Source organism: Pseudomonas sp. NPDC077649 (genome assembly GCF_044542855.1).
Taxonomy (GTDB): Bacteria; Pseudomonadota; Gammaproteobacteria; order Pseudomonadales; family Pseudomonadaceae; genus Aquipseudomonas.
In genome coordinates this window covers 773,675-785,448 of the sequence record NZ_JBITVF010000001.1, presented here as the reverse complement: position 1 = coordinate 785,448, position 11,774 = coordinate 773,675, and the positions used below count along the sequence as shown (strand labels likewise).

The 11,774-nt window shown below is 68.4% G+C and carries 11 protein-coding genes; 10 read left to right on the top strand and 1 reads right to left on the bottom strand.

Annotated features, from left to right (window positions below; translation table 11 throughout):
* Positions 1-5: 5 nt before the first annotated feature.
* The 10 genes from ACIGFL_RS03455 (at position 6) to ACIGFL_RS03410 (ending at position 10,597) form a co-directional block, all read left to right on the top strand.
* Complete coding sequence (locus tag ACIGFL_RS03455) at positions 6-1,433, top strand: alginate O-acetyltransferase (RefSeq protein WP_397496143.1); 1,428 nt, start codon at positions 6-8, stop codon at positions 1,431-1,433.
* A gap of 8 nt (positions 1,434-1,441) precedes the next feature.
* On the top strand, positions 1,442-2,512 hold the full coding sequence (locus tag ACIGFL_RS03450; protein ID WP_397496142.1) for a mannuronate-specific alginate lyase: 1,071 nt from the start codon (positions 1,442-1,444) through the stop codon (positions 2,510-2,512).
* Positions 2,513-2,631: 119 nt separating this feature from the next.
* Positions 2,632-4,083, top strand: coding sequence for an MBOAT family O-acyltransferase (locus ACIGFL_RS03445; protein WP_397496141.1), 1,452 nt, complete (start codon positions 2,632-2,634; stop codon positions 4,081-4,083).
* Between the two features lie 13 nt (positions 4,084-4,096).
* On the top strand, positions 4,097-5,230 hold the full coding sequence (locus tag ACIGFL_RS03440) for an alginate O-acetyltransferase (RefSeq protein ID WP_397496140.1): 1,134 nt from the start codon (positions 4,097-4,099) through the stop codon (positions 5,228-5,230).
* A gap of 25 nt (positions 5,231-5,255) precedes the next feature.
* The gene (locus tag ACIGFL_RS03435) at positions 5,256-5,903 is read left to right on the top strand and encodes an alginate O-acetyltransferase AlgF (RefSeq protein WP_397496139.1); all 648 of its coding nucleotides are present in this window, start codon (positions 5,256-5,258) and stop codon (positions 5,901-5,903) included.
* Between the two features lie 211 nt (positions 5,904-6,114).
* A complete protein-coding gene (locus ACIGFL_RS03430; protein ID WP_397496138.1) occupies positions 6,115-7,548 on the top strand; it encodes a mannose-1-phosphate guanylyltransferase/mannose-6-phosphate isomerase in 1,434 nt (477 codons plus the stop codon).
* Between the two features lie 154 nt (positions 7,549-7,702).
* Positions 7,703-8,167: a hypothetical protein gene (locus ACIGFL_RS03425; protein ID WP_021443312.1), complete on the top strand. Its 465-nt coding sequence runs from the start codon at positions 7,703-7,705 to the stop codon at positions 8,165-8,167.
* A gap of 52 nt (positions 8,168-8,219) precedes the next feature.
* Entirely contained in the window at positions 8,220-9,050 is an 831-nt protein-coding gene (locus ACIGFL_RS03420; protein WP_397496137.1) for an SDR family oxidoreductase, read from the top strand.
* On the top strand, positions 9,047-9,415 hold the full coding sequence (locus ACIGFL_RS03415; RefSeq protein WP_122108270.1) for a hypothetical protein: 369 nt from the start codon (positions 9,047-9,049) through the stop codon (positions 9,413-9,415). The genes ACIGFL_RS03420 and ACIGFL_RS03415 overlap by 4 nt, the downstream gene beginning before the upstream one ends.
* 21 nt (positions 9,416-9,436) lie before the next feature.
* Positions 9,437-10,597: an AAA family ATPase gene (locus tag ACIGFL_RS03410; RefSeq protein WP_397496136.1), complete on the top strand. Its 1,161-nt coding sequence runs from the start codon at positions 9,437-9,439 to the stop codon at positions 10,595-10,597.
* 103 nt (positions 10,598-10,700) lie between these two features.
* Here ACIGFL_RS03410 and trxB read toward each other — a convergent pair whose 3' ends face one another.
* A complete protein-coding gene (trxB, locus tag ACIGFL_RS03405) occupies positions 10,701-11,648 on the bottom strand; it encodes a thioredoxin-disulfide reductase (RefSeq protein ID WP_397496135.1) in 948 nt (315 codons plus the stop codon).
* Positions 11,649-11,774 lie beyond the last annotated feature (126 nt).

The following is an 11,774-nucleotide window of genomic DNA, read 5'->3' as shown; positions in this document are numbered from 1 at the left end:
CCACCATGATCGTTTCTCCGCTCAAATCCCTCGCCCTGGCCGTGGCCTGCGCCGCCTGCGGTGCCCTGCAGGCGCAGGAGCGCCAGGCGCCGCAATACCAGGTCGAAGACTGCTGCTCGCTGTGCCCCGCCGCGCACGACGCCAGCCGCTACACCAGCAACTACATGAAGAACTTCATCACCCTGATGGACGCCGAGGAAGGCTGGCTGTTTCGCAGCGTGGAAGACCTGCGCACCGAGTTCGGCACCAGCGAAGCCGGCTACCAGCGCCTCAAGGAACTGCGCGACGGCCTCAAGCAGCGCGGCGTGGAATTGGTGGTGGTCTATCAACCGACCCGCGGTCTGGTCAATCGCAGCAAGCTCAAGCCCGCCGACTACCAGCGCTTCGACTACGACAAGGCGCTGGCCAACTACCGCCAGGCGCTGGCGCGCTTCGAGCAGCTGGGTATCTGGGTGCCGGACCTGAGCAACCTGACCGACGAGGACAGCGACCAGGCGTTCTACTTCCGCCGTGACCAGCACTGGACACCCTACGGCGCCGAGCGCACCGCACGCCTGGTGGCCGAGACGGTCAAGCGCATCCCCGGCTTCGAAGATATTGCGCAGAAGGAATTCGTCACCGAGCGCGTCGGTCTGATGGGCAAGACCGGCACCATGCAGAACGTCGCCAGCCAGCTGTGCGGCACCGGCTACGCGGTGCAGTACGTCGATCAGTTCGTCACCGAGCCGAAGGACGCCAGCGATGGCAACGCACTGTTCGGCGAGGCGAGCAGCCCGAAGATCGCCCTGGTCGGCACCAGCCACAGCGGCAAGAACTACAACTTCGGCGGTTTCCTCGAACAGCACCTGGGCGCCGAGGTGCTCAATGCCGCCTTCGCCGGCGGCGGCCTGGAAGGAGCGATGCTCGAGTACCTGGGCAGCGAGGCGTTCCAGAAGGATCCGCCGAAGATCCTGATCTGGGAATTCTCGCCGCTCTACGACCTGGCCTCGGACAAGATCCACCGCCAGCTGATGGCCACCCTGAACAACGGCTGCAGCGACCAGAGCGCCCTGCTCAGCGCCGAGACGCGCCTGCGCCCGGGCAGCAACGAGGTGCTGGTCAACGGCGAGAACCGCCTGCTGACCCTGGCCGGCACGCGCCATCAGCTCGACCTGCGCTTCAGCGATCCCTCGGTCAAGCGCGTCGACGCCACCGTCTGGTACCTCAACGGCCGCCGCGAGCAACTCAAGCTGGAGAAACCCGACACCGCCGACACCGACGGCCGTTTCGCCTTCGAGCTGCGCGACGAGCCGGGCTGGGGCGAACAGAACTTCTTCGCCCTGGAAATCCAGAAACCCGAAGACAGCGCCGACGACCTCAAGGTCGAGGCCAGCCTGTGCCAGCGCCCGAGCGGTGCCGGCCAGCAGGTGGCCCGCCACGAGCCCAGGAGTTGAGGTTGCCCATGAAGCGATTCGCCCCCGCCCTGCTCGCCAGCCTGCTGTTCGGCGCTCCGGCCTTCGCCGCGCTGCAGCCGCCGCCCGGCTACCAGGCGCCGGTACGGCAGCAAGGCGGCCAGGCGCCCAGCTGCCCGGTGACGCCTGCGCCCTACACCGGTGCGCTGCAGTTCACCAGCAAATACGAGGGTTCAGGCAGCGCCCGCGCCACGCTCAACCGCCAGGCGGAGCAGAACTTCCGCGCGCAGACCGCGCCCATCACCCGCCTGGAAAAGGAAGCCGGGCGGATGATCACCGGCTATATGCGCACCGGTCAGCAGGGGCGCCTGGACTGCGCCATCGACTGGCTCGACCAGTGGGCCAGCGCCGATGCGCTGGCGTCCGAGCAGTTCAACCACACCGGCAAGTCGATGCGCAAATGGGCGCTCGGCAGCCTGGCCGGCGCCTGGCTGCGCCTGAAGTTCTCCGCGTCGCAGCCGCTGGCCGCCTACCCGCAGCAGAGCGCGCGCATCGAAGCCTGGTTCGTGCGTCTGGCCGAGCACACGGTGCGCGAGTGGAGCGACCTGCCGCTGAAGAAGATCAACAACCACAGCTACTGGGCCGCCTGGTCGGTGATGGCGGTGGCCGTCATCGCTGACCGCCGCGACCTGTTCGACTGGTCGGTGGGCCAGTTCCGCATCGCCGCGGGTCAGGTCGACGACCAGGGTTACCTGGCCAACGAGATGCGCCGCAGCCAGCGCGCCCTGGCCTATCACAACTACGCCCTGCCGCCGCTGGCGATGATCGCGGCCTTCGCCGAGGCCAACGGCGTCGACCTGCGCGGCGAGAACCAGGGCGCCCTGCAGCGCCTGGCCGAGCGCGTGCTGCAAGGCGCGCGCGACCCGGCGGCATTCGCCCAACGCAGCGGCGCCAAGCAGGACATGAGCGAGCTGCGCAAGGACTACAAGTACGCCTGGCTGGCTCCCTACTGCAGCCTTTACGCCTGCGGCGAACAGACCCGCGAACTGAACCGGACGATGGGGCCGTTCAACAGCTTCCGCCTCGGCGGCGAGGTGAGCCAGGTATTTGAAAGCCCGTAGGCGCGGCTTGAGCCGCGAATTTCGCGAACAAGTTCGCGCCTACGGGACGCAGCAAAACAAACCCTCCGCTCGCGGGGGGAAAGGGGGGCGCTGCCCCGGCTATTTTCGGAGAAGCCCGGATGGTCTTTTCATCCAATGTCTTTTTGTTCCTGTTCCTGCCGATCTTCCTCGGCCTGTACTACCTGTGCCCGAATCGCGGGCGCAATCTGCTGATCCTGGTCGGCAGCTACACCTTCTATGCCTGGTGGCGGGTGGACTTCCTCCTGCTGTTCGCCGCGGTGACGCTGTGGAACTTCGTCTTCGCCCTGCGCATCCAGGCCCATGCCGGCACCCAGGCGGCACGCCGCTGGGTGGTGGCCGGGGTGGTCGGCAACCTGGCCACGCTGGGCTACTTCAAGTACGCCAACTTCGGCGTGGCCAATATCAACGCCCTGCTCGAATCCTTCGGTCTCGAGCCCTTCGTCCTCACCTCGGTGATCCTGCCAATCGGCATCTCCTTCTACATCTTCCAGTCGATCAGCTACCTGATCGACGTGTACCGCCGCGACACCGAACCGACGCGCAACCTGATCAACTTCGCCGCCTTTATCGCCCTGTTCCCGCAGCTGATCGCCGGCCCGGTGCTGCGCTACAAGGACCTGGCCGACCAGTTCACCGAGCGCAGCCACAGCCTGGACAAGTTCAGCGAAGGCGCCACGCGCTTCATGCAGGGCTTCGTCAAGAAAGTGTTCATCGCCGACAGCCTGGCGCCGCTGGTCGATCACTGCTTCGCCCTGGAAAACCCCAGTACCGGCGACGCCTGGCTGGGCATGATCGCCTACACCGCGCAGCTCTACTTCGACTTCTCCGGCTACAGCGACATGGCCATCGGCCTGGGCCTGATGATGGGTTTTCGCTTCATGGAGAACTTCAACCAGCCCTATATCAGCCAGTCGATCACCGAGTTCTGGCGGCGCTGGCACATCAGCCTGTCGACCTGGCTGCGCGACTACCTCTATGTGCCGCTGGGCGGCAACCGCCACGGCACCTTCAACACCTACCGCAACCTGTTCCTGACCATGCTGCTGGGCGGTTTCTGGCACGGCGCCAACTGGACCTTCCTGATCTGGGGCGCCTGGCACGGCACCTGGCTGGCCGTCGAACGAGCGCTGGGCGTGAAAGCCGCACCGATTGTGTTCAACCCGCTGAAATGGGCCTTCACCTTGCTGCTGGTGATGCTCGGCTGGGTGATCTTCCGCGCCGAGAATCTGGAGGTGGCCGGGCGCATGTACGCCGCGCTGCTGCCCTTCGGCGACTGGCGCCCGAGCGAGCTGACCCTGGCGCAGATCAGCGGGCTGCAGATGGTCACTCTGGTGCTGGCCTGGGTGGTGATCGCCGTCAACGGCGCCCGCCAGTTCCTTGCCAGCCGCAGCCATGCGCCGGGCCTGACCCTGGCCAGCGCCGGTGTCACCCTGCAGGCCGTCGACCTGCGCATGCTGGCGCTGCGCGGCGCCCTGCTGCTGTTGTTCTGCGCCTCGCTGCTCAAGCTCTCGGCGCAGAGCTACTCCCCCTTCCTCTACTTCCAGTTCTGAGCGGAGGTCAGCCATGAATCGCCCCGTCACCACCCTCTACGTCGCGCTGTTCAGCCTGCTGCTGGTACCCACCAGCCTGCTCGCCCTCGGCGGCCTGGCGGACTATAGGCCGCCCGCCGAACCGCGCGTGCTCGACGGCAGCCTGGCCAAGAGCCTCGAGCGACACTACGACGAGCACTTCCCGCTCAAGCAGGTCGGCATCAACCTGTGGGCGGCCCTGGAATACCTGGCGTTCGGCGAAGGCCGCGCCGGCCTGGTGATCGGCCAGGACGGCTGGCTGTACTCGGACGAGGAATTCGACCCGGTGGTCGATGCTCAACGCCAGCTGCGCGACAACCTGGCACTGATCCGTGGCGTGCAGCGCCAGCTGCAAGATCGCGATATCCAGCTGCTGCTGGCCATAGTCCCGGCCAAGACCCGCCTCTACCCGGAGCACACCGGCGCCCATCAGCCCAGCGCCCTGCAGCGCAGCCTCTATCCGCGCTTTCATCGCGCGGTGCGCAATGCCGGGATCGCCGCGCCGGACCTGCTCGGCCCGCTGCAGGCGGCCAAGAGTGAGGCGCCGATGTTCCTGCGCACCGACACCCACTGGACGCCGGAAGGCGCCGAGGTCGCCGCGCGCGCCCTGAGCGAGGTGGTGCGCAGCGCCGTGCAGCTGCGCGGCGAGCCGCAGGAGTTCGTCACCGAGACCCTGGAAACCCGCGCGCACCAGGGCGACCTGACCCGCTTCCTGCCGCTCGGCCCGCTGTTCGAGAGCCTGCTGCCGAGCGCCGACCGCCTGCAACTGCGCCAGACCCATGCCGCCGGCGGCGACGGCAATGCGCTGTTCGCCGAGACCGACCTGCCGGTGGCTCTGGTCGGCACCAGCTACAGCGCCAACCCGGCCTGGAACTTCGCCGGCGCGCTGCGCCAGCACCTGCAGCGCGACCTGGCCAACCACGCCGAGGAAGGCGGCGGCCCGCTGGTGCCGATGCTCAAGTACCTGCAGAGCGAGGAGCTGAACAACGCCCCACCGCAGCTGGTGATCTGGGAGTTCCCCGAGCGCTACCTGCCGATGACCAGCGATCTCACCGACTTCGACCCGCAATGGCTCGCCGCCCTGAGAGACGGCGGCGAGCGCCAGGGGCTGGCTGCCGCCAGCCACTGATTCATCCCCCAAGGAGGACTATCCGATGAACACTCAAACCACCCTGCGCCGCTTCACCCTGGGCGCCTGCGCCCTGGCCCTGGGCCTCGGCATGTTCCAGGCCCAGGCCGACGACGGCGCCCTCTACGGGCCCAAGGCCCCCAAGGGCTCGGCCTTCGTTCGCGCCTACAACGCCGGCAACGCCGAGCTCGACGTCAACGTCGGCGAGGTGCAGCTCAAGCGGGTCGCACCGCTGGGCTCCAGCGACTTCGAGTACCTGCCGGCCGGCAGCTACCAGGCCCAGGTCGGCAACGCCCAGTTGCCGGTGCAGCTGCAGGCCGCCCACTACTACACCCTGGTCAGCCAGACCGGCAGCGCGCCGCGCCTGGTCGAGGAACCGGCGTTCAGCAACAAGCAGAAGGCGCTGCTGCGGGTGCAGAACCTCAGCGACAGCCCGCTCAGCCTGAAGACCGCCGACGGCAAGACCGCGGTGGTCGCCGATGTGCAGCCCGACGGCCGCGGCGAGCGCGAGATCAACCCGGTCAAGGTCGGCCTGGCGCTGTTCGAGGGCGAGCGCAAGGTGGCCGACCTCAAACCCGTGACCCTGGAGCGCGGCGAGGTGGTCAGCCTGTTCGTCACCGGCGCCCAGGGCAAGTTGGCGCCGGTGTGGGTCAAGCGCCCCATCGACGGTTAAGGAAACTCTGAAATAGCCGTCATTCCCGCGCAGGCGGGAATCCAGAGCCTGCGTAGTCCCTGGGCTCCCGCCTTCGCGGGAGTGACGATAAATGGCTTTTTCAGAACTTCCTTAAGGCAACGAGTTTTTTCGAGAACAAGGAAAACGGCGGGCACACGCCGCACCACATGACGCTGGAGCACCTCATGACCCTCATCTCAGGAGACACACCATGACCCCGATCATCCTTTCCGGTGGCAGCGGCTCGCGACTCTGGCCGCTCTCGCGCAAGCAGTATCCCAAGCAGTTCCTCGCCCTCACCGGCGAGCACACGCTGTTCCAGCAGACCCTGCAGCGCCTCTCCGTCGAGGGCATGCAGCCGCCGGTGCTGGTGGCCAACCTGGAGCACCGCTTCATCGTCCAGGAACAGCTGCAGCAGATCGGCCAGCAGGCGCAGCTGCTGCTGCTCGAACCCTTCGGCCGCAACACCGCGCCGGCGGTGGCCATGGCCGCCCTGCAGCTGATCGCCGAGGGCCGTGACGAGCTGATGCTGGTGCTGCCGGCCGACCACGTGCTGGACGACCAGCAGGCCTTCAGCCAGGCCCTGGCGCTGGCCACCGTGGCCGCCGAGAAGGGCGAGATGGTGCTGTTCGGCGTACCGGCCGACCGCCCCGAGACCGGCTACGGCTATATCCGCGGCAGCGTCGATGCGCAGCTGCCGGACGGCGTGGCGCGGGTCGCCCGCTTCGTCGAGAAACCCGACGCCGAGCGCGCCGCCGAATACGTGGCCAGCGGCGACTACTACTGGAACAGCGGCATGTTCCTGTTCCGCGCCAGCCGCTTCCTCGAGGAGCTCAAGCGGCACGACGTGGACATCTACGACACCTGCCTGCTGGCCCTGGAGCGCAGCCAGCGCAAGGACGCGGAAATCAGCATCGACCCGGCCACCTTCGCCTGCTGCCCGGACAACTCCATCGACTACGCGGTGATGGAGAAGACCACCCGCGCCTGCGTGGTGCCGCTGGCCGCCGGCTGGAACGACGTCGGCAGCTGGTCGTCGATCTGGGAAGTGCACGACAAGGACGCTGCCGGCAACGTCACCAAGGGCGACGTGCTGCTCGAGGACAGCCGCAACTGCCTGGTGCACGGCAACGGCAAGCTGGTCTCGGTGCTCGGCCTGGACGACATCGTCGTGGTGGAAACCAAGGACGCCATGATGGTGGCGCACAGGGACCGCGTGCAGGACGTCAAGAAGCTGGTGGGCAGACTCGATGCCCAGGGCCGCAGCGAGACCCAGAACCACTGCGCCGTGTACCGCCCCTGGGGCTCGTACGACTCGGTGGACATGGGCGGGCGCTTTCAGGTCAAGCACATCACCGTCAAGCCGGGGGCGCAGCTGTCGCTGCAGATGCACCACCACCGCGCCGAGCACTGGATCGTGGTGTCCGGCACGGCCAAGGTGACCTGCGACGACCGCGAGTTCCTGCTCACCGAGAACCAGTCCACCTACATCCCGATGACCTCGGTGCACCGCCTCTCCAACCCGGGCAAGATCCCGCTGGAGATCATCGAGGTGCAGTCCGGCACCTACCTGGGCGAGGACGATATCGAGCGCCTGGAGGACGTCTACGGCCGCAGCGATGCCGCGGTCATCAGCGCACATTGAGCCGCCGTAGTCCGGACGCAATCCGGGGCCCCGCCGCCGAGGCCCCCGGATTGCATCCGGGCTACGCCCCTGTCACAGCTTGAGACAGCCCCTGCGGTTACCCTGACAAACCGCCTTGTGTAGGATGAGGGCAGACTTTTCCAAGGCTGCCCCCATGCTGATCGGTGTCCTGCTCGTCGTCTCCTGGCTGATCCTGCTGATCCGCTACCCGCTCAAGGCCCTGCCGATCTCCATGGCGGCGCTGGCCGGCCTGGCCCTGGTCGCCAGCTGGGTGCTCTGGCAGGAAAACCGCGACGCCCGCTACCTCGCCCACCTGGAACTGCGCCTGCGCTACGATCCGCAGCAGTGCCCGGCCGACCGGCCGTTGTTCGTCACGCTGAAGAACGGCAGCGACGCCGCCCTGCTGGAACTGCGCTGGGAAGTCGCCGCCTACCGCCCCGGCAACGCCACCAACCTGGCTCAGCGCCTGTACGAATCGCCGCGCTACAGCGGCCCCGGCGAACTGCTGCCTGGCGCCAGCTGGAACGACTGCCTGCCGCTGCCCGACCTGCGCAGCGGCTACAGCCCGGCTACCCTGGAGTTTCGCGCCGAGCGCCTGCAGGGCCAGTTCGTCCGTTGAGCCCCGGGTTGCACCGCGCATACCGATAACCCGTCACAAGGAAGACCGCCGCATGTCCCAAGCCAATGTCCTGATCACCGGTTGCTCCAGCGGCATCGGCCGCGCCCTGGCCGACGCCTTCCAGGCCGCCGGTTACCGCGTCTGGGCCACCGCGCGCAAGGACGGCGATCTGGCGGCGCTGCAGCAGGCCGGTTTCCAGGCGGTGCAGCTGGACGTCAACGACGGCGAGGCCCTCGAACGCCTGGCCAGCCGCCTGAACGAGGAGATCGGCGGCCTCGAGGTGCTGATCAACAACGCCGGCTACGGCGCCATGGGCCCGCTGCTCGACGGCGGCGTTCAGGCCATGCGCCAGCAGTTCGAGACCAACGTGTTCGCCGTGGTCGGCGTGACCCGCGCCATGTTCCCGCTGCTGCGTCGCAGCCGCGGCCTGGTGGTGAATATCGGCAGCGTTTCCGGCGTGCTGGTCACCCCCTTCGCCGGCGCCTACTGCGCCTCCAAGGCGGCGGTGCACGCGCTGAGCGACGCCTTGCGCCTGGAGCTGGCGCCCTTCGCCATCGAGGTGATGGAGGTGCAGCCCGGCGCCATCGCCTCTAGCTTCGGCGCCAACGCCAGCCAGCAGGCCGAAGCACTGATCCGCCAGGACTCGCCCTGGTGGCCGCTGCGCGACGGCATCCGCGCCCGCGCCGGCGCCTCGCAGGACAACCCCACCCCGGCCGAGGCGTTCGCCGCGCAACTGCTCGCTGCCGTGCAGCGCGACAAACGCCCGCGCCTGCTGCGCCTGGGCAACGGCAGCCGCGCCCTGCCGCTGCTCGCCGCGCTGCTGCCCGGCGCCCTGCTGGACCGGGTGCTGAGCAAACGCTTCGGCCTGGCCCGCAGCCTGTGAGCGGCGCCGTGCAACTGCGCTACTACGCCCTCGGCGGGGTGCTCGCGGCGGTGCTGCTGAACCTGCTGCTGCGCACCTTCGTGCGCCTCGGCGGGGTGCTGACCACCCTGCTGATCGCCGCCGCCATCGCCGCCGGCCTGGCGCTGCTGTTCCACTGGCGCGAAGGGCGCGCGCCGAGCAACGCCGAACGCTGGCGCTTCACCGCGCTCTACGGCGGCCTGCTGGCGCTGCTCTACCTGGGCCTGCTGGCGATGATGGCCCTGCAGGACACCCCCAGCCCCATGGGCCTGTTCCTGTTCAGCCTGCACTACCTGTGCTACCCGCTGCTGGCCTGGCTGGCCTTCTCGCCGCGCCACGGCCGCTGATTCCTGGTCAGGACGACACCCATGCTGCATACCCTCGCCGTCGCCAACTACCGCTCGATCAACAGCCTGGTGCTGCCGCTGGGCCAACTCAACCTGATCACCGGCGCCAACGGCAGCGGCAAGTCCAATCTCTACCGCGCCCTGCGCCTGCTGGCGGAAACCGCCCAGGGCGGGGTGGTCAATGCGCTGGCCCGAGAGGGCGGGCTGGAGTCGAGTTTCTGGGCCGGGCCGGAGCAGATTTCCCGGCGCATGCGCAGCGGCGAGGTGCCGGTGCAAGGCGGCCCACGGCAGCACGCAATGCGTCTGCGCCTGGGCTTTGCCGGCGAGGATTTCGGCTATGCGATTGCCCTCGGCCTGCCCGAGCCGAGCCGCTCGGCCTTCGCCCTCGACCCGGAGATCAAGCGCGAATGCATCTGGGCCGGCGCCAACTATCGCCCCGCCTCGCTGCTGGTGGATCGCGCCGGGCCCATGGTGCGCCTGCGCGAAGGCCGCAGCTGGCAGGTGCTGGCCCAGCACCTGCCGAGCTACGACAGCCTGTTCGACCAGATCGGCAACGACCCCAGCTGCCCGGAAGTCTTCCAGCTGCGCGAAACCATCCGCCGCTGGCGCTTCTACGATCACTTTCGCAGCGACGCCGAGGCCCCGGCGCGCCAGCCGCAACTGGGCACGCGCACACCGGTGCTGCATCACGATGGCCGCGACCTGGCCGCGGCGCTGCAGACCATCCGTGAAATCGGCGATCGCGCCGCGCTGGATGCCGCCATCGACGACGCCTTTCCCGGCAGCCGCCTGCATATCGATTTCCAGCCGGGCGGCCGTTTCGCCGTCGAGCTGCGCCAGGAAGGCCTGCTGCGCCCCTTGAGCGCCGCCGAGCTATCCGATGGCACCCTGCGCTACCTGCTGCTGGTGGCCGCCCTGCTCACCCCGCGGCCGCCGTCGCTGATGGTGCTCAACGAACCGGAAACCAGCCTGCACCCGGATCTGCTGCCCGCGCTCGGCCGCCTGATCATCGCCGCCTCGCAGCACACCCAGGTGTGGGTGGTGTCCCACGCCAGCCGCCTGATCGCCACGCTCAAGCAAAGCCCGGCGTGCAACGCCCTGGAGCTGGACAAAGCGCTGGGCCAGACCGGCATCCGCGGTCAGGGCCTGCTGGACGAACCGGCCTGGCACTGGCCGGATTGACTCATAGTGGGTGGGGGGCGCTCGCGTAGCCCGGATGACATCGGGGCGACCACGAAAAAGCCCCGCCATCTCGCGATGCCGGGGCTTTGTCCACAACCGGAGCTCAATGCCCGTCGAGATAATGCTCGACATCCAGCGCCGCCATGCAGCCGGCACCGGCCGAGGTGATCGCCTGGCGATAGACCGAGTCGGCCACGTCGCCGGCGGCGAACACGCCGGGGATGCTGGTGGCGGTGGCGTTGCCCTCGCGCCCGCCGTTGACCACCAGGTAACCGTCCTTGAGCGCCAGCTGGCCCTCGAACAGGCTGGTGTTGGGGGTGTGGCCGATGGCGACGAACAGACCGTCCACGGCCAGCTCGCTGCTGGCACCGTCTTGGTGCTTGAGGCGCACGCCGGTGACGCCGCCGGCATCGCCCAGCACCTCGTCCACCTCGGCATTCAGGCGCAGCTCGATCTTGCCCTCGGCGATCCGCGCGCGCAGCTTGTCCTGCAGGATCTTCTCGGCGCGGAAGGTCTCGCGGCGGTGGATCAGGGTCACCTTGCTGGCGATATTGGCCAGGTACAGCGCCTCCTCCACCGCGGTATTGCCGCCGCCGACCACCGCCACCGGGCGACCGCGGTAGAAGAAGCCGTCGCAGGTGGCGCAGGCCGACACGCCCTTGCCCATCAACGCCGCCTCGCTGGGCAGCCCCAGGTAACGGGCGCTGGCGCCCGTGGCGATGATCAGCGCATCGCAGCTGTAGATGGCGCTGTCGCCAACCAGGGTGAAGCGCGGCCCGACCAGGTCCACCGCGTTGATATGGTCGAAGACGATCTCGGTCTCGAAGCGCTCGGCGTGTTCCTGCATGCGCTGCATCAGCGTCGGGCCGGTGAGGCCGTGGGGATCGCCCGGCCAGTTGTCCACTTCGGTGGTGGTGGTCAGCTGGCCGCCGGCCTGGATGCCGGTGATCAGCAGCGGCTTGAGATTGGCCCGCGCCGCGTACACCGCGGCGCTGTAACCGGCCGGCCCGGAACCCAGGATGATGACGCGGGCATGGCGAATGGCAGACATCGACGACTCCTCCCGGCACCTGCGCCGGCTGAGATAAGAACGGGCTCCCGAGCACGTGGGGAAGGCTGACACAGGGGGGAGCCCGGCAAAGTGTGAAACTGGTCGCCAGGCTAGCGAGCGCTCGGC